This is a genomic window from Haloferax litoreum (assembly GCF_009674605.1).
GTDB classification, from domain to species: domain Archaea; phylum Halobacteriota; class Halobacteria; order Halobacteriales; family Haloferacaceae; genus Haloferax; species Haloferax litoreum.
Genome location: NZ_WKJO01000001.1, coordinates 1327865 through 1348718 on the forward strand (window position 1 = coordinate 1327865; position 20854 = coordinate 1348718).

The 20854-nt window shown below is 62.4% G+C and carries 22 protein-coding genes; 14 read left to right on the forward strand and 8 right to left on the reverse strand.

Annotation, left to right across the window (positions count from 1 at the left end; translation table 11 throughout):
- Nucleotides 1-144 precede the first annotated feature (144 nt).
- Nucleotides 145-2112 (reverse strand): aconitate hydratase, encoded by a 1968-nt coding sequence (locus GJR96_RS06870; RefSeq protein WP_151162256.1) that lies wholly within the window; start codon nucleotides 2110-2112, stop codon nucleotides 145-147.
- 203 nt (nucleotides 2113-2315) lie between these two features.
- On the opposite strand from GJR96_RS06870, the gene GJR96_RS06875 reads away from it, so the two are divergent.
- The 6 genes from GJR96_RS06875 to GJR96_RS18075 all read left to right on the forward strand — a co-directional run bounded on the left by GJR96_RS06875 (nucleotide 2316) and on the right by GJR96_RS18075 (nucleotide 6873).
- Entirely contained in the window at nucleotides 2316-2789 is a 474-nt protein-coding gene (locus GJR96_RS06875; protein ID WP_151162257.1) for a deoxyuridine 5'-triphosphate nucleotidohydrolase, read from the forward strand.
- A gap of 430 nt (nucleotides 2790-3219) precedes the next feature.
- Nucleotides 3220-4458 carry a proteasome-activating nucleotidase Pan2 gene (gene pan2, locus GJR96_RS06880; RefSeq protein ID WP_151162258.1) on the forward strand — a complete coding sequence of 413 codons (1239 nt, stop codon included), beginning with the start codon at nucleotides 3220-3222 and terminating at the stop codon, nucleotides 4456-4458.
- A 171-nt stretch (nucleotides 4459-4629) separates the two neighbouring features.
- Nucleotides 4630-5103: a pyruvoyl-dependent arginine decarboxylase gene (locus tag GJR96_RS06885; protein ID WP_151162259.1), complete on the forward strand. Its 474-nt coding sequence runs from the start codon at nucleotides 4630-4632 to the stop codon at nucleotides 5101-5103.
- A 168-nt stretch (nucleotides 5104-5271) separates the two neighbouring features.
- On the forward strand, nucleotides 5272-6120 hold the full coding sequence (locus tag GJR96_RS06890; RefSeq protein ID WP_191965886.1) for a sensor histidine kinase: 849 nt from the start codon (nucleotides 5272-5274) through the stop codon (nucleotides 6118-6120).
- An 86-nt stretch (nucleotides 6121-6206) separates the two neighbouring features.
- The gene (locus GJR96_RS06895) at nucleotides 6207-6590 is read left to right on the forward strand and encodes a DUF5811 family protein (RefSeq protein ID WP_151162261.1); all 384 of its coding nucleotides are present in this window, start codon (nucleotides 6207-6209) and stop codon (nucleotides 6588-6590) included.
- A gap of 121 nt (nucleotides 6591-6711) precedes the next feature.
- On the forward strand, nucleotides 6712-6873 hold the full coding sequence (locus GJR96_RS18075) for a hypothetical protein (protein ID WP_191965819.1): 162 nt from the start codon (nucleotides 6712-6714) through the stop codon (nucleotides 6871-6873).
- 48 nt (nucleotides 6874-6921) lie between these two features.
- Here the strand turns inward: GJR96_RS18075 and GJR96_RS06900 are convergent, their stop codons facing one another.
- The 4 genes from GJR96_RS06900 to GJR96_RS06915 all read right to left on the reverse strand — a co-directional run bounded on the left by GJR96_RS06900 (nucleotide 6922) and on the right by GJR96_RS06915 (nucleotide 10880).
- Nucleotides 6922-7227: a hypothetical protein gene (locus tag GJR96_RS06900; protein ID WP_151162262.1), complete on the reverse strand. Its 306-nt coding sequence runs from the start codon at nucleotides 7225-7227 to the stop codon at nucleotides 6922-6924.
- 118 nt (nucleotides 7228-7345) lie between these two features.
- On the reverse strand, nucleotides 7346-9148 hold the full coding sequence (gene infB / locus GJR96_RS06905) for a translation initiation factor IF-2 (RefSeq protein ID WP_151162263.1): 1803 nt from the start codon (nucleotides 9146-9148) through the stop codon (nucleotides 7346-7348).
- Between the two features lie 119 nt (nucleotides 9149-9267).
- Nucleotides 9268-9906: a PH domain-containing protein gene (locus GJR96_RS06910; protein WP_151162264.1), complete on the reverse strand. Its 639-nt coding sequence runs from the start codon at nucleotides 9904-9906 to the stop codon at nucleotides 9268-9270.
- Nucleotides 9907-9908: 2 nt separating this feature from the next.
- Nucleotides 9909-10880: a hypothetical protein gene (locus tag GJR96_RS06915; protein ID WP_151162265.1), complete on the reverse strand. Its 972-nt coding sequence runs from the start codon at nucleotides 10878-10880 to the stop codon at nucleotides 9909-9911.
- Nucleotides 10881-11103: 223 nt separating this feature from the next.
- Between GJR96_RS06915 and GJR96_RS06920 the strand changes: the two genes are divergently transcribed.
- Nucleotides 11104-11349, forward strand: coding sequence for a PRC-barrel domain-containing protein (locus GJR96_RS06920; protein ID WP_151162266.1), 246 nt, complete (start codon nucleotides 11104-11106; stop codon nucleotides 11347-11349).
- Between the two features lie 7 nt (nucleotides 11350-11356).
- A complete protein-coding gene (locus GJR96_RS06925) occupies nucleotides 11357-11815 on the forward strand; it encodes an NOB1 family endonuclease (protein WP_151162267.1) in 459 nt (152 codons plus the stop codon).
- Between the two features lie 18 nt (nucleotides 11816-11833).
- On the opposite strand, the gene GJR96_RS06930 is transcribed toward GJR96_RS06925, so the two are convergent.
- Nucleotides 11834-12571 (reverse strand): CPBP family intramembrane glutamic endopeptidase, encoded by a 738-nt coding sequence (locus GJR96_RS06930; protein ID WP_151162268.1) that lies wholly within the window; start codon nucleotides 12569-12571, stop codon nucleotides 11834-11836.
- A 142-nt stretch (nucleotides 12572-12713) separates the two neighbouring features.
- On the opposite strand from GJR96_RS06930, the gene GJR96_RS06935 reads away from it, so the two are divergent.
- Together GJR96_RS06935 and GJR96_RS06940 are read left to right on the forward strand one after the other, a co-directional pair.
- Nucleotides 12714-13739, forward strand: coding sequence for a DHH family phosphoesterase (locus GJR96_RS06935; protein ID WP_151162269.1), 1026 nt, complete (start codon nucleotides 12714-12716; stop codon nucleotides 13737-13739).
- Between the two features lie 212 nt (nucleotides 13740-13951).
- A complete protein-coding gene (locus GJR96_RS06940; RefSeq protein ID WP_151162270.1) occupies nucleotides 13952-15292 on the forward strand; it encodes a TIGR00341 family protein in 1341 nt (446 codons plus the stop codon).
- Nucleotides 15293-15306: 14 nt separating this feature from the next.
- On the opposite strand, the gene GJR96_RS06945 is transcribed toward GJR96_RS06940, so the two are convergent.
- Nucleotides 15307-16599, reverse strand: coding sequence for a glucose-6-phosphate isomerase (locus GJR96_RS06945; protein ID WP_151162271.1), 1293 nt, complete (start codon nucleotides 16597-16599; stop codon nucleotides 15307-15309).
- Between the two features lie 73 nt (nucleotides 16600-16672).
- Between GJR96_RS06945 and GJR96_RS06950 the strand changes: the two genes are divergently transcribed.
- Together GJR96_RS06950 and GJR96_RS06955 are read left to right on the forward strand one after the other, a co-directional pair.
- Nucleotides 16673-17206, forward strand: coding sequence for a hypothetical protein (locus tag GJR96_RS06950; protein WP_151162272.1), 534 nt, complete (start codon nucleotides 16673-16675; stop codon nucleotides 17204-17206).
- A 158-nt stretch (nucleotides 17207-17364) separates the two neighbouring features.
- A complete protein-coding gene (locus GJR96_RS06955) occupies nucleotides 17365-17838 on the forward strand; it encodes a DUF5812 family protein (RefSeq protein ID WP_151162273.1) in 474 nt (157 codons plus the stop codon).
- Between the two features lie 26 nt (nucleotides 17839-17864).
- Here GJR96_RS06955 and GJR96_RS06960 read toward each other — a convergent pair whose 3' ends face one another.
- Nucleotides 17865-18233, reverse strand: a complete 369-nt coding sequence (locus GJR96_RS06960; protein WP_151162274.1) for a hypothetical protein — start codon at nucleotides 18231-18233, stop codon at nucleotides 17865-17867.
- A 131-nt stretch (nucleotides 18234-18364) separates the two neighbouring features.
- On the opposite strand from GJR96_RS06960, the gene secF reads away from it, so the two are divergent.
- Nucleotides 18365-19228, forward strand: coding sequence for a protein translocase subunit SecF (secF, locus tag GJR96_RS06965; RefSeq protein WP_151162275.1), 864 nt, complete (start codon nucleotides 18365-18367; stop codon nucleotides 19226-19228).
- A complete protein-coding gene (gene secD / locus GJR96_RS06970; protein WP_151162276.1) occupies nucleotides 19225-20796 on the forward strand; it encodes a preprotein translocase subunit SecD in 1572 nt (523 codons plus the stop codon). Before secF ends, secD begins: the two co-directional genes overlap by 4 nt.
- The last annotated feature ends 58 nt before the right edge of the window (nucleotides 20797-20854 follow it).

Genomic DNA, 20854 nt, shown 5'->3' on the forward strand with positions numbered 1-20854 from the left:
AAAACGCGACGGGGCTCCCCGGGCGTTCTCGACTGGGACTGCGGCAGACGCGCCCCGCGAGACTGCGGGAGAAACGCGCCTACGCCTGACGCTCACGGTGCAGTCGCTCGCCGGTCGAAAAATGTGAGAAGTGTGGGTGTGGACTTAGTCGTCCGCGGGTGCCGCGCCGCCTTCGGCCCGCTGCTTCGTGAGGGGCAGCTTGCCACCGGCCGCGAGGATGTTGCGCTCACGCTCGGACGCGTTGAGTTCCGCCGTCGCTTCCCAGTCGTCGTTCACGCGGATGGTGAACTCCTTCTGACCGGATTCGACTGCGGCGGCCACGTCGTCGACGATTTCGATGTCGTCGCCCTGTTCGAGCTTCTCGTACGTCTCCTCGTCGATGGCGAGGGGGACGATACCGAAGTTGAACAGGTTCGCCTTGTGGATGCGGGCGAACGACTGCGCGAAGACTGCCTCGATACCGAGGTACATCGGGCACATCGCGGCGTGTTCGCGGGAGGAACCCTGACCGTAGTTCTCGCCGGCCACGAGGACACCGTTACCGGCGTCCTTGGCGCGCTGCGCGAACGTCTCGTCGACGCGCGAGAGCGTGAAGTCCGAGAGGCGCTCGATGTTCGAGCGGAACTTGAGGATGTCGGACGTCGCCGGGATGATGTGGTCGGTCGTGATGTTGTCCTCCATCTTCAGGAGTGCTTCGCCGCCGACTTCGGCGCCGAGGGGGTCCTGAAGCGGGACTTCGCCGATGTTCGGGCCCTTGATGAGTTCGTCGTCGATGGCGTCTTCCGCGTAGATGAGGTCCGTCTTCGCCCCGTCGTACGTCTCGGGGAGTTCGACGCCGGGTGCTTCGAGGTCACCGAGTTCGTCGGCGAGGTCACGCGGGTCGACGATTTCGCCTTTGAGCGCCGCGGCGGCGGCGACTTCCGGCGAGCAGAGGTAGACGTTGTCGTCTTCGATACCGGAGCGACCCTCGAAGTTGCGGTTGAAGGTACGCAGGGAGATGGAGTCGGAGGCGGGCACGTGGCCGATACCGATACACGGTCCACAGGTCGCCTCGGAGACGTTGACACCAGCGGCCATCATCTCTGCCGTCCAGCCCTGACGGGCGAGAATCTCGCCGGCCTGCTTCGAACCGGGTGCGACAATCATCTCGAGGTGCTTGGCGACTTCGCGGCCCTTGAACATCTTCGCGGCCGGGAGGATGTCCTCGTAGCCACCGTTCGTACAGGAACCGATGAGGACCTGTTCGACCTTGTTGCCGGCGACTTCGCGGACGGGAACGACCTTGTCCGGCATCGACGGGCAGGCGATGAGCGGTTCGAGCTCGTCGAGGTCGATGACGATTTCGTCTGCGTATTCGGCGTCTTCGTCGGCCTTCAGCTCGGTGTAGACGTCGCCGCGACCCTGACGTTCGAGGTAGTCTTTCGTCTTCTCGTCCGTCTCGAAGATGGACGAGGTTGCGCCGAGTTCCGTCCCCATGTTGGTGATGGTCGTGCGCTCGGGCACGGAGAGCGACTCTGCACCGGGGCCGGTGTACTCGAAGACCTTGCCGACGCCACCCTTGACGGTCTCGCGGCGGAGCATCTCGAGGATGATGTCCTTCGCGGAGGACCAGTCGGGGAGTTCGCCTTCGAGGCGGACGTTGACGACTTCCGGCATCTCGACGTAGTAGGCGCCACCGCCCATGGCGACGGCGATGTCGAGGCCACCTGCACCGATGGCGAGTTGGCCGAGGCCACCGGGGGTCGGCGTGTGAGAGTCAGAACCGAGGAGGGTCTTGCCGGGCGCAGCGAAGTTCTCCTTGTGGACGTTGTGGCAAATACCGTTGCCCGGTCGGGAGAAGTGTGCACCATATGTGCCGGCCGCAGAGCGGAGGAAGCGGTGGTCGTCCGTGTTCTTGAAGTCGAACTGGTAGGTCTGGTGGTCACAGTACTGGGCGGCGAGTTCGGTCTGTGCCTCGTCGAGGTCGAGTGCCTCGAACTGAAGCCACACCATCGTCCCAGTCGTGTCCTGCATCAGGACCTGGTCGATTTCGATTCCGATTTCCTCTCCGGGGGTGAGGTCACCCTCGACGAGGTGATCCGAGAGAATCTTTTCCGTGAGCGTCTGTCCCATAACACCCGACTCTCGATGGTCCTCGGATATAAATCCCGCGTACTTCCCTATCTTCGAACGTGAAGAATAGCGCCGTCTCCGGGTTTCTAGCGTCTAAGGGACATTAAATTCCTTGTTGGTTTCCCAATGATAGTCGCACCCAAGTGACGGTCTGGTCGACCCGAGTTCGGCACCGTTTTGCACCCGGTCGACTCTGAGCAGATATGTACCGTTCCGGTTCCTTCGTCGCGGAGCACATCTCGCCAGTCACCGACGAGCAAGTCCAACCGAACGGCGTCGACCTGACGCTCGAATCGGTCCTCGAACAGGTCGAGGCCGGACACCTCGGCAGGGAGGGAAAGACCATCGGTGAACGTCGTCCCCTCGACTTCGCCGACCCAAACACGGAGACGTACCGCCTCGACCCCGGCGGGTACGTCCTCCAGTACGCCGAGACGGTCCAAATCCCCGAGGAACACGTTGGGTTCATCTACCCGCGGTCGTCGCTCATGCGGAACTCTTGCATGCTCAACACCGCCGTCTGGGATGCGGGGTACGAGGGGAAAGGTGAAGGGCTATTGCAGGTTCACCACCCCATCGACCTCGAACGCGGTGCCCGCGTCGCCCAAATCGTCCTCACGGAAGCGAACCACGACGGCACCTACGACGGAAGCTATCAGGGCGAACGGACTGAGTAGACGACGCGACGCTGGGACTGCTGTCTCCGGTTCGATTCCACGCTGGACCCGAACCGACACGGTTCACTGACTCTCTGTACATACCACATTGTTACCCACCTGTCCGTAGCGGTGACGTTCTCCCGGACGACGAATTTGTTTCAAGTCACTGGACGACATACTATCGACCTGCGGAGGCCACATGAGACGGGACGAACGAGGGGCGAACCCGTGATTACCTACCTCCGCAACTTCCTTCCGGCCCACTTTCCGCACGTGTGAGCAAACGCGCCCGCTCACGGAGGGGTGGGCGCGACACGTGCGAGAGACACGATTTTCATCGATAGCGCCGACGTGCCTTCCGCTCGAAGTAAAGCCCTTCGAGTGAGGCACTCGGGTTCTGTGACCCAAAGGCACATTTACGCGCGTCCCTAAATCCGGCTAATTACTGATGTCCCGGAGTCCATCTCTTCCAGAACGCCCTCATCTCGATCTGGACCCCGACATGTCGGATGCAGAGCGTCTCTCTGCACTCCGCCAACACGTCGAACGGATGATCGAGGTCAACAGGGAACTCGACCAACGACTGCAATCTGCCGACGACCGGCACGCGGAACTGGTCGAGGAAGTCGAACAGATGAAAGCGCGCAACGAGGCGCTGAAGACTGCCTCGTACTACATCGCCACCGTCGAAGAACTGACCGACGACGGCGTCATCATCAAACAACACGGCAACAATCAGGAGGTCTTGACCGAGTTCGCGCCGACTATCGACCGCGACGCCATCGAACCCGGTGACCGCGTCGCCATCAACGACTCCTTCGCCGTGCAGACGATTCTCGACGACGAGACGGACGCCCGCGCGCAGGCGATGGAAGTCGTGGAGTCGCCGACGGTCACCTACGACGACATCGGCGGCATCGACGAGCAGGTTCGCGAGGTCCGCGAGGCAGTCGAACAACCGCTGGAGAACCCCGAGATGTTCGAGAAGGTCGGCATCGACCCACCGTCTGGCGTCCTCCTCTACGGCCCACCGGGGACCGGGAAGACGATGCTGGCGAAAGCCGTCGCCAACGAGACGAACGCCTCGTTCATCAAGATGGCCGGGTCCGAACTCGTCCAGAAGTTCATCGGTGAGGGCGCACGCCTCGTCCGCGACCTGTTCAAACTCGCCGCAGAACGTGAACCGGTGGTCATCTTCATCGACGAAATCGACGCCGTCGCCTCCAAGCGGACGGATTCGAAGACCTCTGGCGACGCCGAAGTCCAGCGGACGATGATGCAACTGCTCTCGGAGATGGACGGATTCGACGACCGCGGCGAGATTCGCATCATCGCGGCGACCAACCGCTTCGACATGCTCGACGAGGCAATCCTCCGGCCCGGCCGGTTCGACCGCCTCATCGAGGTGCCCAAGCCAGCAGTCGAGGGGCGCCGCCGCATCCTCGACATCCATACTCGCGACATGAACGTCGCCGACGACGTGGACCTCGACGCCCTCGCCGAGGAACTCGACGACTACTCCGGTGCCGACATCGCCTCGCTCACGACAGAAGCGGGCATGTTCGCCATCCGTGACGAACGCACCGAAGTCACCGAGGCCGACTTCGAAGCGGCCCACGAGAAACTCGCCAACGTCGAAGAGTCCGGAACTGGCCCCATCTCGGGATTCACCGACTACCAGTACTGAATCGGCCGCGACACGACCGAGACACTCCTGTCGTCGTCCGAAGTCGCCGTCGACGTTCGATATTGAGTCGCCGCCGCGGTTACCCTCGAATATGGAGACGACGTCGGTTTTACTTCCGTTCGAGGCGCTCTCATTCGTAACCCCCTTTTGAGCCCACGCTCTCGTTCAGTCATGAACACGATTCGCGTCGTCCGTGGGGTCGGAACCGCCCCGACGGAGATGGCGTCGTACGACGCCGCCCTCGCTGCTGCCAATATCCACAACTACAATCTCGTCGCCGTCTCGTCTGTCGTCCCCGCGGATGCAACGGTCGAAGAAGTCGACGTTGCGCCGGACCTCGGCCCCACTGGCAATCGTTTGACGGTCGTTCAAGCGCGCGAGACCACGTCGACACCGGGCGAACGCGTGGTCGCCGGCCTCGGATGGGCGACTGGGTCCGGTCCGGGTCTGTTCTACGAAGCGTCCGGGGCCGACGACGAGAACGTCCGCGACGCAATCGTCGCCGGTCTCGACGCCGGCCGAAACCTCCGCGACTGGGAGTTCGACGACGAACAGGTCGCACTCACCGCCGCGGAACACGAGGGTGAGGGCTACACCACCGTCGTCACCGTCGCCGCCTACGGCCAGAGCGAATCTATCTTCTGAGCAGGTTCGACCACACGCCGCGTGCGTACCACCCGCGTTTCACGTACTCCCCATCTGCGTACCGAACACGTACCGACCGCGCTCTGTCCTGACCGACGCACTCATCACCCGGTGTGCTAATCCCTCAGTATGAGAGGGGTGAGACCGTTCGACTTGTCCGCGCAGCGTATCGCGGTCGTTTACACAGTCTTCGGACTCACGTGGGTCTCGCTCGGTGATTGGTTCGTCGAACAACTCCCCAACCACCTCCTCGTGCAGACGGCGAAAGGATGGCTGTTCGTCTTTATCTCCGCGGGTCTCGTCTACGTCATGGTCGAGGAGAGTCACGCCGAACTCACCCGTGCGACGTCCCGCCTCGACTCGAGGAACGCCCACACGAGCGTCCTCCATCGTATCCTCAGACACGACATCAGGAACGCCTGTACCGCGATACTGGGGTACGCCGAACTCGTCGAACCGCGTGAGGACGTCCGCGACGATGTGGCCCCTGTAGAGGCGATTCGAGCGCGAGCGAACCGTCTCGTCGAAGTGAGCGACGAAGTGTCGCTGCTCCGTGCTGTCGAAGAGGCCGAAGGAAGCACCGTCGAGGTGGACCTCTCCTGCGCTGTGGCTGACGCCGTCGACGACGTTCAACTCGAACACCCGGCCATCTCCGTCGACGTGTCCACGCCAGCGACCCTCCCCGTAGAGGTTCATCCGGCCTTCCCCCGATGCATCACGGAACTGCTCGACAACGCGGCAGTCCACTCGGACCGCGCCGCGCCGACAGTCGGCGTGACGGTTCGCCGCGTCGGCGAGAGGGCCCGTGTGGCCGTCAGCGACGACGGGCCGGGAATCCCAGACGTCGAACGCGAGGCGCTTGTCTCCGGGACCGAAACCCCGCTGACGCACACGAGTGGCGTGGGTCTGTGGTTGGTTCGGGCCGTCGCCGAGGCGTCCGACGGGTCGCTCGATATCGAGTCTCTACCGTCGAACGGGACGTCTGTCGTCCTCTCCGTCCCGTTGGCCGGCCCGTAGGCTCACAGCCACGATTTCGACATACCCGGAGACAATCACGACTGACGACGCCTTTTTACACGTCCTCCCCCTATCTCAGACGACTGATGAACGGGAACAACCCATATGCGGGCGCTCCCGGCGTAACTGGTGCCGGTCAACCGTCTCACGGTGCCGAACTCACGGGCGAACAGATGGACTCGCTCCGGCGAGTGGTCGCCGGCATCGTTTCTCGAACTGAATCGTACCTTCCCGAGGGGTTCGCCGTCGGGTCGGAACTGTCGACGGGGCCGAACGGTCCACTGGCGACTGTCGCGGTGCACCCGCCTGTCGGCCACCCCGTCAGTGCCGGCTTTTCGCCCGACGCCGACGAACTCGACGCGGGCCTCACCGACGAGGACCGTGACGAAGTCGCGCGCGGACTCGCCGCTAGCGCGGCGTTTCAGGTGATGAGCGCCGTCGGCGACGACATCACTCCTGCCGCCCGGTAATCACTCCAATCCTCTCACGGATTCACCCGCGGGGTTCGACAGCGGACTCGCCGCCGCGTTCGAATTTTCACCGTGTCAAAATTGCAACAACGCACTTGACCCACCAGTGCGTACGGTGGGTATGGTCTCTCTCAGTAGTTACGCGGACGAGATTGGTCCGACGACGCTCATCCTCGTCGGATTCCTGTTGTTCATCTTTCCCGAACCCGCCACGTCTGCGCTCGGTGCGGGGTTGATGTTGTTCGGGGCAGCGTACTGGTTTTGGGAGTGGAACCGCCCGTGAATCAGCGAGGCGAAACGTGACGGTCGAATCCGTGTCTTCGAGTCAGCGTCAGACGCCTCGGTGACGGCGTCGCTGTCCGGTGTCGTCTGGCCCCGAGAGGTCCACCGATTCGAGTGGTGTCTCTCCCGAACTGGGTCTCGACTCGGGAGACGCCGTCGGCCCGGCGACGAAGAGTCCGTACGCGAGCACTGTGACGGAGAGCAGTCCGCTCAGACCGACGACGGGCGAGACGGGCAGGTCGGTGAGCGTTCCGACAGTGACGCCGAAGAACAACGGGAGCGGAAGCGCCACCAGAATGAAGTCGTATCGTGACGCGTCCGAGACGATGCTGTCGCTGAATGTTCGTGTGCGCATTATACCACCTATTCGTGAATAACTGGCTAATAATACAAATTCGTTACGCCGTTGTCCTGCGGTTTGACAACTTCCTTCCGGGGGCCGCCGTGGACCTGACGGTGCCTGTCTGTCGCCCTTATTTGCCCCAGAAGGGGTCACGGCGGCGGTGCTTGTCGAGGTATCCGGAGAGTGCTTCGAGTTCGTCCACGGGGATGTCGTCGCGGAGTTCCTGTTCGAGAATCTTCGCGTGCTTCTCGGGGAGTTCAATCCAGAGTTCGTCGCCTTCGTCTATCTGGCGGCCCACAGTTGGGCCGTCGATGGCGACGCTGACGCGCGACCCGGCACGGGCGCTGGACACGTCTTCACCGTTTTCCTGAATCCCGGACAGTTGGCCGACTCGTTTGGGCTCGTTGCCCTCCCACTTCACGACGTTCATGTTGTTCTTTATCGTGCCGGCCATGACTTCGACGCCGACGACGGCGGGACTACTCTGACGGAAGACGTGGTCTTGGAGAATCTGGAAGCGACACGGACGGACGATTTTGTCGAGAATCGTCTCCTGTTGGGCGCGTTTCATCTCGTCGACGAACTCCTCGTACTCTTCGACGAGTTGGTAGATGACGTCGTCGTCGAACAGTTTGACCTCGCCTTTGTCGAGTTCGTCCTGCGCGTTCGAGAGCACGTCCACGTTGAACCCGAGGATGACCTTGTGCTCGGGTTCGCGGGCAGTCGACGCGACGGCCACGTCGCGTGGGGCGATGTCGCCGACTTCGGCGCGGAGGATGGGGACTTCTGCCTCTTGCAGTGCGTTCGCCATCGCTTCCAGACTGCCGAGTGTGTCGGCTTTGACGACCACACCTTCCTCTTCGGTGGTCACTTCGATGTCCGCGAGTTCGGCTTCGACTTCGCGGATGACTTCGTCTACGTCGCGGTCACCGACGACCCGGACGGGTGCGCCGGCCATCGCGTCTTCGAGGTCCGGCGCGGCGATTTTGACACCGGCCGCGGCGCGGACTTCGTCCACCTTGTCGAATCGCTTCTCGGTGCGAATCTCGGCGTTCGGGCGGGGTTGGAGGAGTGCGCGAACCTCGGTCACGATGGGTTCGTTCGCGCCGCCGACGACGATGGTGTCGCCCGCGTGAATCGTCCCGTCGTAGAGGACCACGTCGAGGGTGGCACCGAAGCCACGTTCCTCCTTGACTTCGAGGACCGTCCCGTAGCCCGGTCCGGCCACGTCGATTGCCATCTCGTCTTTCATGTATCGTTGCGAGAGGCCCATGAGGACGCCGAGGAGGTCCGGGATGCCCTCACCGGTCAGCGCGGAGACGGGGACGACACCGATGTTCTTCTGGAAGTTCTGGACGCGCCAGTAGAAGTCAGAAGAGAAGCCCTTGTCGGAGAGTTCGCCGATGAGTTGGTAGAGACTCTCGTCGAGTTTCGACTTGGCGCGTTTGGACTGCTTCTCCAGCGACTTCTGGATTGGTTCACCCTGTTGTGGGTTCCATCCGGGCGTCGTGTCCACCTTGTTGGCGGCGACGATGAACGGCGTGCCCGTTCGTTTGAGGATGTCGATGGCCTCCTCGGTCTGAGGTTGGAAGCCGTCGTTCACGTCCACGACGAGGATGGCGATGTCGGCCAGCGCACCACCGCGAGAGCGGAGCGTGCTGAACGAGTGGTGCCCCGGCGTGTCGATGAAGAGGAGTCCCGGGAGGTCGAAGTCCTCGGGCTTGACGAGGGAACCGGCCATCTGCGAGACGGTGTCTAACGGGACTGCGGTGGCCCCGATGTGCTGGGTGATGGCCCCGGCCTCACCCTCGCTGACGGCGGACCCGCGAATCTTGTCGAGAAGACTCGTCTTCCCGTGGTCGACGTGGCCGAGGACGGCCACGATGGGTGTGCGAAGCGTATCGGATTGTGACGTCGAATCAGTGTCGGACATGGAGAATCGCCCCGGAGAAGGTTACTTACCCGATTCGAGTCGGTGACTCCAGTTAAGTCCATCGTCACGGCATCAAGCGGGAATCGCGTCCCGGTTCTGGTGCGGAACGCCCGACGAAGTTACTCCGAGACGAGATTGCGAATACTGTCGGCGAACGACCCCGACTGCTCCATATTTCGCATCCGTATCTCTAGCGAATGACCACCGCCACTGGCGACCATAACGTTCCCGAGGCCGACGAGGCTCTCGGTGATGGACTTCCGCTCTTGTACACCCCGAATCTTCGACCGCGGAATCTCTTGTCGAACCAGCGAGACGAAGCGGTACTCCTTGATGATGCGGTTCGTCGTGACGTAGTACGTCGTCAGCGAGTTCGTCCAGTAGGTGTGGATACCGACTGAGAACAGATAGAGACCGACGACGAGTGTCAGCGTCGGGTAGACGTACGGGTAGTAGGTGAAGTACAGGAGGTACACTGTCAGTGCGAGAAGCGGGATTCCGGCCGCAACCTTCACCCGAGCGACCCGTTGTGTCGGGTGTCGTGTTTCGAGTATCTCTTCGCCGTCTGAGAGCCGGGGTGCACTCGGAGAGACGAAGTGGACGTACGCGCCGACGAGGACGACGAACGCCCCGAAGAGGACGAACGGGATGCCAACGTCCGGAGGGTACGTCTCTTGTCCGGTGTACAACCACGCACCGGCACCGACGAACGGGAGGCCGAGAACGGCACTCCAGAGCGCTGGTTTGCCACGAGCCATGGTTAGTACCCCCTCACGAGGTTGTGAGCGATACCGAGCACAGACAGGAGAAAGCCGCCTACGGTCAACACGAACGGGTCGTTCAGTGCCCCGAGGTCCTCGGCGGACGCACCGTTCGACAGGAACCCACGGGTCGGCCTGTCCGGCGTCGTTTCGTTCGCGTCGGTGGTCTGTGCTTCGGTACCGGTGTCTTCGGTTTCACGTGTCGTGTCGGCAGATGTCGCGGTCGCGGTGGACTCGCCCGACGTGCTCGCCGTCGATTCGGGCTTTTCCTCCGACTTCGACACGTCCCACGAGACGCCAGTCTCGCTCACCGTCGCGGTCACGACAGTCGGTCTGTCGACGTAGACCGCCTGCGTGAACGTCGCGTCTGGATACGTTTCGCCACGAGGTGGTTCTACTTCGACAGTTACCGACTCTACGACTTCGAAGCCAGTGAAATCCGCTTCGATGATTTTCGCATAGCCATCGTCATCGACGAGAATTCGATATGGGTCGACACCGAAGCCATCGTCTCTAATTTTTGGCCGAGCGTCAGTTAGTGGCTTCCCGTCGGGTGTCACGATTCGGATATCGAGGATGTGCGCAGTCGGTAGAACGATTTCGCCGAGGTCGACCGGCCCGTCGTCCACCGTGACCTCTTCGAACATGTAGACGTGCGGCATCCCGTCTTTCGTCGGTTGCAACTCGCGTCCAGACTCTGCCTTGTGGACGGTGAACTCGTACTCACTGTTCGTGCCGACGGCAATCTCGAACTCGCCGTTTGCATCTGTCTCTCCCGTGTGGTAGCTTCGGCCTGCGGCGCTTATTTTATCCCTATTGACCTTTGCTCCACTCTCGGCGACGAGCGTCCCCGAGACGATTGTCTGCTCTGCCGCCGTCGCCGTCCCAGTTCCGGCGGCCAGGGTACCCAGTGAGAGTCCCCCGAGTACCCCTGCCCGTAGGAAAGAGCGACGAGTTGACTGCCTGCTCATATTTCCAGCTTGATACTACTACATATATACGTTCTTGTCGATGTAACCGGCAGACTACGCTGTTGTCACCGGCCTCGAAGGGTCTTTTCCACACGGTTATTCTCTCTACTGATAATCTCGGTGGGGTGCCATCTTCGGTTCGAGCGTCGGACGAATCACTGTCGTCCGCCGCCCGTCAGACGTGCCCGTGGCGTTTATGGTAACCCACGAGGAACGTTCGAGCATGGCCGACATACTCGCCGAGAACCTCTCCGGAAAGGCCGTCATGGGGTCGGACGGAACGGAACTCGGGATGCTGTACAACATCACGATGAACCTGAAGTCGGGGTCGCTCAACGACCTGCTCGTCCAACCCAACGAGCAAGTCGCACCCGCGCGTGTCGCGTTCGACCGCGACGAGAGCGGTCGGTTCAAGATTCCGGTGAACCGCGTGCAGGCAGTCAAAGACTACATCGTCGTCCAACGATAGACTGCTCATGCGGATTCTCGACTCTTCTGCGTTCATCCACGAGTACCACACTGACGACGAGACGGCGTCGATTCCGCTCGTCAAAGAAGAACTCACCGGCGAACACGCCTTCCGATTCGACGCGCAGGAAGGGGCCGGCATGTACGTCCACATCCCCGGGCAAGGAACCGTCGACAAGGTGCTTCGGGCCGCCAAGGAGACGGGTGACGCTGACGTGCTCTCTGAGACTGACGCTCGCCTCATCGCCGCCGCGTTCGAACTCGACGCGGTTCTCGTCACCGACGACTACGCGATGCAGAACGTCGCCGAGCGACTCAACGTCACCGTCGAAGTCATCGCCCAGGACGGAATCTCCGAGCAGCGAAGTTGGAAGTTCCAGTGTCAGGGCTGTGGCCGCGAGTTCGACGAGAACAAAGACCGCTGTCCCATCTGCGGGATGGGCCTCGCACGAAAGAACCCGGCGTAGACCGACAGCCGCCCGGCGTTAGAGCAGTCCAGTCGTCTGCGCGTAACTCGCGAGGAACTGGACTGCGTTGAACAGACCGTGAGCGACGGCAGCGACGAGGAGATTGCCACTCTGCTCGTAGATAATCGCGAGGACGCTCCCGAGGACGAACACCATCCCGAGCGAGATGAGCATCCCTTCACCCGAGAACGACCAGAGGTGGATAGAGGCGAACACCGCACTCGACAGAACGACGGCCGGGGCTGGCCCCCAGAGGCGGCGGAGTTCGCCGTACGCGATACCTCGGAAGATGAGTTCTTCGGTCGGACCTACGAGGAAGATAGTGACAGCGGTGAGATAGAGGAAGTACACCGGATTCTCACGGCCCTGTTGTGCCAGGACGCTCTCTCCGCTCTGGATGTCGAGGAGGTTCATCAGCGCCGTCGCGGCGAGGTAGACGACGAGAAGCGCGAACAGACCGCCGCCAATCCACAGCATGTCTCGCTTCGAGGGGCGTTCGAGGCGGATGATGTCCCAGTCGTCGCGGGACGCGAGGTACGCGAGTCCGACGACGCCGAAGCCGACGAACTGTCCCGCGCTGGCGATGGCGTCTACGAGCGGGTCTGACGGGGCGAGGAACCCTCTCCCGATTCCGCTCGCGACGGCACCGAACATCGCACCGACGATAAGCGCGAGGGCGACGACGATGATGATACCGCCGTACGCCTGGAGGTGGTCGCTGGGACTCGCCGACGAGTGGGCGGAGTCGTGTGCCATTGGTCTCCCTTTCGGAAGCAGACCGGATAACGGATTCGGGTCAGGTCGCGTTCGACGTCGCCGTCTGTTCACGCCCGAGAGACAGTCTGGAATCTGTCAACCTACCGTCGCTCCTAACGTGATAGAGGACCTATACGATGTGATGAGTGCACCTCAGCAACTTCACGAGTTGCTATCCGAGGGGAACGAACTCAACATCGTCTGCCACAACAACCCTGACCCAGACTGTCTCGCGAGTGCCCTCGCGTTGGGGCGAATCGCCGCTGCTGCCGGCGTCGATGAGTCACACATCCACATCCTCTACGATGGAGATATCTCGCACCAGCAGAACCGCGCGTTCGTCAACCTCCTGGATATCGACCTCGGTAAGTTCGACCCGAAGACTGTTCGAGACCGTCCTCCAGAGTCGTTGCTCGCGTTCGTCGACCACTCGATTCCCGGTGCGAACAACAGAGTCCCGAAGGACACGCCCATCGATATCGTCATCGACCACCATCCGGCGAACGGTATCGACGCACGATTCGTCGACCACCGAGAGCACATCGGTGCCGCGGCGACCATCCTCACCGAGTACGTCGAAGCACTCGACATCGACATCGACGAGGCGCTAGCGACGGCACTCCTGTTTGCGATTCGTCGCGAGACGCTCAATTTTCTCCGGAGCGTGACCCGCGAAGAATACGAAGCGGCGGCGTTTCTCCACGAGTCAGCGGACCACGAACTACTCCGCCGATTGTCGGCACCGTCGTTCACGGGGGAGACGCTCGATGCGATTGCGACTGCCATCGGCAATAGAAGAGTAAAGCGTTCGGTCCTCGTCTCGCACGTCGGCCGAACCACCGAGCGGGATGCACTACCACAGGCCGCGGACTATCTTGCGACCTTAGAGGGTGTCGAAACGGCCATCATCTTCGGTGTCATCGACGACGCAATCCAACTCAGCGCTCGGTCACCAGACCCGCGTATCCACGCTGGCAACGTCCTCAGAAAAGCGTTCAGCGACGTGGGGAGCGCCGGCGGACACCACGACGTCGCGGGCGGTGAAATCCCGCTCGGCATCTTTGGCGACTACACGAGTGACGACGAGACGTTGCTCCGAATCGTCGAAGAAGTCGTCACTGCACGTCTCTTCGCAGAACTCAAGATAGCCGACGAGTCCAATAAATGACTGCGAGGGGTACGTGCGACGACGCCCGCACAAGTGGTCGACTCAATCGGTCTGAGCGCGAACCGGCGTGTTTGCTCTGCGTCCGGCCGTCTATCTGTTCACACGCTCGATAGGCCGACACTCGACATGGTCACCGACGGTTGAATGTATGATAATACCGAACGTTCGTGTATCTAATTTATGCCTCTAAATAACGTATATTTGTCGTAAAAATGCGCCTCGTTCACGTACTCATCCCAATTGGCAGACTGGAGGACGTTCTCGACGAGTTGGACGACGAAGGAATCGACTACGCTGTGAGCGAAGAGATTGGGAGAGGAGAGTACGAAGCGCAGGTTTCGTTTCCGCTCCCGACCAGCGCAGTCGAACCGGTGTTGACCCGACTCCGGGGCGTCGGACTCGAAGAAGCGGGGTACACCATCGTCGTCAGCGCCGAGACGGTCGTCTCAAAGCGATTCGCCGAGACGAAGAAGAAGTATACCGACCTGTCGCTGTCACGTGCAGAACTGGTCTCGCGTGCCGAGGATATGGCACCGCCGCTGTCCACGTTCGTCGTGATGACTATCGTCAGCGCTGTCGTCGCGACGACGGGGTTGCTGTCGAACTCTGCGGCGGTCATCATCGGCGCGATGATTATCGCGCCCGTGATGGGGCCGGCCATCTCCGCGTCTGTCGGGAGCGTACTCTACGAACCGAAACTCTTCCGTCGAGGTGTCGGGTTGCAGGTTCTCGGCGTGTTGCTCGCCATCGCGAGCGGACTCGTCTTCTCACTGCTGGTCAAAGAGACCCTGTTGGTGCCGCCGGGATTCAATCCGATAGAGGTCCCACAGGTCCAAGAACGACTGACGCCGAACATCCTCTCGCTGGTCCTCGCAGTCGGGGCCGGTGTTGCGGCCGTGTTCAGCCTGACTCGCGGTGTGTCGTCGGTGCTGGTCGGTGCGATGATTGCCGTCGCGCTGGTTCCGCCGGCGGCCACTGTCGGCATCGGCATCGCGTGGGACGCCCCACTCGCGATACTCGAAGCCGGGACCCTCCTACTCGTGAACATTCTCGCGGTGAATCTCGTGGCGCTCAGTCTCCTGTGGGTGAGTGGCTACCGTCCAGTGTCCGAAGGTGATGCGGGCTACGCTCGCAAACGGACCATCCAACTGCTCGGCATCATCACGTTCTCGCTCCTCGTCTTGGGCGTCATTCTCTCGGGTGTGACGCTCCTCTCGATTGCCGACGCCCAGTTCAAGCAGAACCTGAACACCGAGATAGCCGACGTCCTCTCACAACAGCGGTATCAGAACGTCCGCCTCGTAGAAGTCCATATCGACGTCTCACCGGTACAGGGTCTCCTGTTCAGTGAAGACCCCGAAGTGACGATTCTCGTCGACTCCCCCGGTGGGGTCCTACCCAGTGGATTAGCCGAAGCGATTCGCACGACAATCAAAGAAGAACAGGGGTACGACGTCATCGTCCTCATCGAAGCAGTCGACGCGTCCCGGCCTGCTGACGACGAGGCGACGATGACGGAACGGGTGGCCGTTCCCTCTCGGGTCGCCATCTAGGGTCGTTTCGAGCGCTATTCGACGACCAGTCGTTCTTTGTCCGCCACCGCGTCCGCCTCTTCGAAGTCGCCGCCACCGAGGAGGCCGCGGGCGGCGCGTTTGCCCCACTCGACGGCCGGTTGGACGAAGGTATCCACGTTCGCGAGTTCACCGTAGAGGACACAGGCCGCTTCCATCGCGTAGAGGAGTTCGCCGAGGCCGTACTCGTCCACGCGTTCGAGTTCGATGCGGACGTTCGGGCGGTCGGCGGCGACGAGACTCGCTTCCGTGGCCTCGAACTCGGCATCGAGGAGTTCACTGAGCGAGGACCCGCCGAGGTACGCGAGGCCGTCGAGGTCCGTCTCCGGGATGGCTACGTCGTCGCGTTCGGTGGCGCGGACGAGGGTGACGAGTTTGTCCCGTGGGCCGGCGCGGTACAGTTGGAGTTGTGAGTGCTGGTCGGTCGCCCCGAGGGCGCGAAGCGGTGTCTGGCCCAACCCATCCTTGCCGAGTGACTCGGCCCACAACTGTGCGAACCACTCGGAGAACGTCTCCAGCGACTCCGCGTAGGGCATCATCGCGTTCTGGAGCATCCCGCGCTCGGCGAGGGCGAACGAGACGGCACCGTAGGCGTACGCAGGCGAGTCGAACAGCGAGTCGGAGAGACGGGCCTCCTGTGCGGCCGCCCCGTCCAGAATCGCCTCGATGTCGTGCCCGCAGATGGCCGCCGCGGCGAGACCGACTGTCGAGAGGACGGAAAAGCGGCCGGGGACGCCGTCGGGAACCGGGAGAAGTGGCAGGTCGTGCTTCTCGGCGAGGTCACGGAGGTTGCCCTCCTCACCGGTCGTGACGAACGTCCGGTCAGCCCAGTCCACGCCGGCGTCGGCCATCGCCTCGCGGACGACGAGGAAGTTCGCCAGCGTCTCGGCCGTCGTCCCGGAGCGTGAGACGACGTTGACGACGGTCTGCGAGAGGTCCAGCGAGTCGAGGAGCGACGCGACCGCTTCGGGGTCGACGTTGTCGAGGTAGTACGCGTCCACGTCGCTGTCGAGGGCGTCCGTCAGCGTTGCCGCGCCGAGGGCGCTGCCGCCGATACCGACGGTGATGACCGCGTTGGGGTCGTCGAATCGGCTGACTGCCTCGCGAATCGCGTCGGGGTCTGTCGTGCTCGGAAGGTTCAGCGCTTCGTAGCCGTGTTCGTTGTCCTCCCGTCCCTGTTCGATACGTTCGTGGGCGTCCGCGACGCGCCCGTCGAGCCGTTCGAGCGTCTCGCGTGAGACACCGTGGGCCGACGCCGTGTCGAGGACGTTCCCGAGGTCTACTTGCATGGTAATTCGCGCGTCGGCCGGCGTGAAAACGACACCGGTCGGTTTAATCGCAGTCACTCCTAATCACCGGCTAATGGCAGACGACTACGGCGGCGTCTTCGGGGCGTTCCCGTACGCGTTCCGGCACAGCGAGTCGTGGCTGTTCAAACTCTACGTCCTCGTGGGTGCCCTCGCGTCCGGTATCGTCTCGTTGTTCGTCATCTTCGGACTCGTGGTCCTCATCGGCGCGACGGCGGCCGTCCCCGGCGGGTCGCTCACCCTTTCGCGGTCGTTTTACGTCCTCGTGGGACTGTTTCTGGTCGCACCGCTCGTCGCACCCATCCTGTTCGTCGCTCGGCGGCATCGACGCACTGGGTCGGACCCCCGCTACGACGTGAGCCTCGCGTTCACCGGGTTCCTGTTCATGCTCTCGATGTACGTCGGTCTCGTCGTCTCGGTGCCGGCGGACTTACAGACGCCTGTCGAACCGTTCACACTCGGCCCAATCACCGTCTCGGCGCTCGTTCCCGTCGTGGAACTCCTCTACGCGCTTCCGCCGTTGTACGGCCTCGTCCCACCCGTAGTGTGCGCGGCGGCGATTTACGGCGTCCATCGATTGCTGCGGTGAGTAGTGGCCGGACCTCGGTGCACCGAGCTAGGATGGTACCGTCTTCGTAGTTGAACACTCGCAGTAGTCGTTTCACCATCTGTTTCCGTGTGAACCAGCGACAACCAGCGCCGACAGACCCCGAAACGGGGAAAAGGCGCGACTGCCTACACCGGGTGATGACCGAGTCCGAACGAACGGGAACGTTCCTCGTGACGGCGGCCGACGACCAGTCGGCGGTCCTGCGAGACGTGCAATCCGGGCAGGTACACACGCTCTCTTCGAACCCCGGGGTCTCCGAGGAAGAGGCCGTCCGCGGCACCGTCGCGCCCGACCCGCCGATGAACGTCTCGTGGCAACTCGTCGAAGTCGAATCACGCTGGACCGTCTCCATCGAACGCTCGTCGGAGTCGCCGACGACGAACTCGCGAACCATCGCCAGTGAGAACCCCGAGGGCGAACTCGTCACCCAAGAGCGAGCGGGGACGGGCGAAATTCACGTCCTGTCGGTGCCCGAAGAGATGACCGAACAGGCCGTCGACGACATCCTCTCCGACCGAGAGGGACTACTTTCTCGCGCGGCCCGACTCGACGTGAACCGCGTCGAAGTCCGGTCTGGTCCGGGCGTCGTCTCGGTTCGGTACATGCCCTAGTCGGTAGGGAACCCTGTTTTCCGTCGTCAGTCTTGCTTCCCCGTCGTCGACGCAGGTCCGTCGGCGCTCTGGACGCACCACCCTCCGTGGACGCTTCCTTCGCGTTCGACGAACTCCACGTCCGTCTCTTCGGAGAGGGTCGTCGCGCCGGCGGGTTCGAGTTCTTCGACGCGAAGCGTCAGCGTGAGCGAGTCACCACAGCACCCCACGTCGAGGAACTCTTCCCACTCGTCGCCGAGGGCCGCCTCGTCGTGGAACCGTTTCAGGTAGTTCACGAACCGGTCGGCCGTCAACTGGTCGCGGCCCCACGCGCTCAGTTCGTCCGGGAAAGAGACGACGACGCTCGTCGCCGTCGCTTCAGTCGCTGGTTCTGGTGCTGCCGATTCACTGGTCATGATTCACGATTGTTGTTCAAAGACTATGGGCCTGTCGCGGAATCGTCGCGCGTCCGTCAAACCGTGTGCCTCGGCACCGTATCCTGCCACGGATAAGAAACCTTATTCGGCGTCGCTCAGGACCGCAACGCATGGTCGAGTTTACGGTACCGGAGGTAGACTACACCCGGTACACGAATCGCCAACTCGCGGCCGTCCCCCTCGCGGTTCTCGCGGTGGCCCTGCTGGTCATCGGAGGGTGGTACGTCGCGACTGGTTCACCGGTAGACCCCGGCGTCGATTTCACCGGTGGCACCGAACTCCGTATCGCAACGGATGCCCCGCAAGACGAGGTCCGCGCGGCCTTCGATACCAACCCCGAGTCGATTCGCGCCGTCGCCGCCGACGGGACGTACGTGGTGACGTTCCAGTCCGGAAGCGCGACGACGACGGAACTCGAACAACAGGCCGAAGCGGCAGGCTTCGAAATCCGCTCCGTCGACGCTGTCTCCGCGAGTTTCGGTTCCGACACGCAACTGCTCGCGCTCGGCGGCGTCCTCGTCGCGTTCGCCGGGATGAGCATTCTCGTGTTCGCGATGTTCCGCACGTTCGTTCCCTCCATCGCCGTCGTCATCTCTGCGTTCTCAGACATCGTCATCCCGGTGGCACTGATGAACATCCTCGGCATCGAACTGTCGCTCGGAACCGTCGCAGCACTCCTCATGCTCATCGGGTACTCCGTCGACTCCGACATCCTCCTGAACAACCACATCCTCCGGCGCTCTGGTGACTTCTACGAATCGACGTACCGCGCCATGCAGACCGGTGTGACGATGACGCTGACGTCCATCGCGGCCATGATTGTCATGACCATCACGGCGACGCTGTTCGGCATTCAACTGCTCGCCGCTATCGGCACCGTCCTCGTCTTCGGGCTTACCGCCGACCTGATGAACACCTACATGCTCAACGTGACGCTCCTTCGCTGGTACAAGTTCGAGGGGGTGGCCCGATGAGTACCATCCGCGACAACTGGCGGGTCATCCTGCTCGTCATCGGCATCCTCATCTCGACGTTCGCCCTGTTCTCGCCGACGGTCGGGTCTCAACCCGCTATCGGCGAGGACGACAGCATGACCAACCTCAAGTACGGTCTCCAACTCGACGGCGGGACGCGAATCCGCGCACCGCTCGTCGGCGTCACCGCCGAGGACGTGGAGTTCAACGGGGACTCCGACCGCGTCGTCGAACAGCAAGTCGCCGCGCAGTTACCGGACGCCGACGCCGCGGACGTCATCGCCCGGCAGGGTGCCGAAGGCAACACGGTCGAAGCGACTGCCGAGAACGTCACCACCGACGACCTCAGCAGTGCGCTCGACGCGGCCGGATACGCGCACGGTGAGGTCAGAGACGGCGTCACCGAGACGACCCGAACGGAGACGGTCCGCGTCCTCGAATCGAAAATTAACGAGGCAGGACTCTCCGGCGGGACGGTCCAACAGGTAACCACGGCGACGAACGAACACTTCATCCTCGTCGAGGTGCCGAACCGTGACCGACAGGACGTCATCGACCTCGTCGGTGAGCGCGGGACCGTCCAAATCGACATCTACTACCCGACCTCCCAGAACGGGTCGCGGGTCTACGAGACGCGTGAGGCCGTCTTGACGCAAGCCGACTTCACGTCCATCGGGACGGCACAGGAACCACAGACTGGCGGTGGGGCGTTCGTCCCCGTCTCGGTCCGTGACGAACCAGCGCGGGACTTCCAAGACGACGTCGTCGAAACTGGTGTCGCCCAACCCGGCGGCACACAGTGTACGTACATGGATGAAGACGGCCGCAACACGACCGAAGGGTGTCTGCTCCTCGTCGTCAACGGCGAAGTCGTCAACGCCTTCGGGATGAGTCCCGGACTCGCCGACGGTATGCGCTCCGGCGAGTGGGCCAACGCACCGAGTTTCCAACTGCAGACGCTCAACACGTCCGAGGCACAGGAGATTGCCATCAACCTCCGTGCCGGTGCGCTCCCCGCGAAACTCGACCTCTCGGGTGAAGACGGCGGTACATCGTCGTACATCTCTCCGAGTCAGGGTGAGAACTTCAAGACCGACTCGCTCATCACGGGTATCATCGCCGTCCTCGCCGTCGCTGGGGTCGTCTTCCTCCGCTACGGCAAACCGCAGGTCGCACTTCCGATGATCGTCACGGGTCTCTCCGAGGTGTACATCCTCCTCGGGTTCGCCGCGGCAATCGGCTACCCACTCGACCTCTCGGTCATCGCTGGGTTCATCGCTGTCATCGGGACTGGTGTGGACGACCTCATCATCATCGCCGACGAGGTGATGGGCGAAGGGACGGTGAAGTCGCGCAAGGTCTTCCAGTCGCGCTTCCGCCGTGCCTTCTGGGTTATCGGCGCTGCCGCCGCGACGACCATCATCGCGATGAGTCCGCTCGCCGTGCTCTCGCTCGGCGACCTGCAAGGCTTCGCCATCTTCACCATCCTCGGCGTCATCGTCGGCGTCCTCGTCACCCGTCCGGCGTACGGTGACATCCTCCGAATCCTCCTGACCGAGGATCGCTGACACCACTTCTGGACTCGCTTTCACTGCGGCTTTTCTCCGTCTCTCGTAGACCCAGCAC

Excerpts from the sequence above, each read along its gene's own strand:
- GJR96_RS06870 (WP_151162256.1), bottom strand. The coding sequence starts at position 2,112 with ATGGGACAGACGCTCACGGAAAAGATTCTCTCGGATCACCTCGTCGAG.
- GJR96_RS06875 (WP_151162257.1), top strand. The coding sequence starts at position 2,316 with ATGTACCGTTCCGGTTCCTTCGTCGCGGAGCACATCTCGCCAGTCACC.
- pan2 (WP_151162258.1), top strand. The coding sequence starts at position 3,220 with ATGTCCCGGAGTCCATCTCTTCCAGAACGCCCTCATCTCGATCTGGAC.
- GJR96_RS06885 (WP_151162259.1), top strand. The coding sequence starts at position 4,630 with ATGAACACGATTCGCGTCGTCCGTGGGGTCGGAACCGCCCCGACGGAG.
- GJR96_RS06895 (WP_151162261.1), top strand. The coding sequence starts at position 6,207 with ATGAACGGGAACAACCCATATGCGGGCGCTCCCGGCGTAACTGGTGCC.
- GJR96_RS18075 (WP_191965819.1), top strand. The coding sequence starts at position 6,712 with ATGGTCTCTCTCAGTAGTTACGCGGACGAGATTGGTCCGACGACGCTC.
- GJR96_RS06900 (WP_151162262.1), bottom strand. The coding sequence starts at position 7,227 with ATGCGCACACGAACATTCAGCGACAGCATCGTCTCGGACGCGTCACGA.
- infB (WP_151162263.1), bottom strand. The coding sequence starts at position 9,148 with ATGTCCGACACTGATTCGACGTCACAATCCGATACGCTTCGCACACCC.
- GJR96_RS06910 (WP_151162264.1), bottom strand. The coding sequence starts at position 9,906 with ATGGCTCGTGGCAAACCAGCGCTCTGGAGTGCCGTTCTCGGCCTCCCG.
- GJR96_RS06915 (WP_151162265.1), bottom strand. The coding sequence starts at position 10,880 with ATGAGCAGGCAGTCAACTCGTCGCTCTTTCCTACGGGCAGGGGTACTC.
- GJR96_RS06920 (WP_151162266.1), top strand. The coding sequence starts at position 11,104 with ATGGCCGACATACTCGCCGAGAACCTCTCCGGAAAGGCCGTCATGGGG.
- GJR96_RS06925 (WP_151162267.1), top strand. The coding sequence starts at position 11,357 with ATGCGGATTCTCGACTCTTCTGCGTTCATCCACGAGTACCACACTGAC.
- GJR96_RS06930 (WP_151162268.1), bottom strand. The coding sequence starts at position 12,571 with ATGGCACACGACTCCGCCCACTCGTCGGCGAGTCCCAGCGACCACCTC.
- GJR96_RS06935 (WP_151162269.1), top strand. The coding sequence starts at position 12,714 with ATGAGTGCACCTCAGCAACTTCACGAGTTGCTATCCGAGGGGAACGAA.
- GJR96_RS06940 (WP_151162270.1), top strand. The coding sequence starts at position 13,952 with ATGCGCCTCGTTCACGTACTCATCCCAATTGGCAGACTGGAGGACGTT.
- GJR96_RS06945 (WP_151162271.1), bottom strand. The coding sequence starts at position 16,599 with ATGCAAGTAGACCTCGGGAACGTCCTCGACACGGCGTCGGCCCACGGT.
- GJR96_RS06950 (WP_151162272.1), top strand. The coding sequence starts at position 16,673 with ATGGCAGACGACTACGGCGGCGTCTTCGGGGCGTTCCCGTACGCGTTC.
- GJR96_RS06955 (WP_151162273.1), top strand. The coding sequence starts at position 17,365 with ATGACCGAGTCCGAACGAACGGGAACGTTCCTCGTGACGGCGGCCGAC.
- GJR96_RS06960 (WP_151162274.1), bottom strand. The coding sequence starts at position 18,233 with ATGACCAGTGAATCGGCAGCACCAGAACCAGCGACTGAAGCGACGGCG.
- secF (WP_151162275.1), top strand. The coding sequence starts at position 18,365 with ATGGTCGAGTTTACGGTACCGGAGGTAGACTACACCCGGTACACGAAT.
- secD (WP_151162276.1), top strand. The coding sequence starts at position 19,225 with ATGAGTACCATCCGCGACAACTGGCGGGTCATCCTGCTCGTCATCGGC.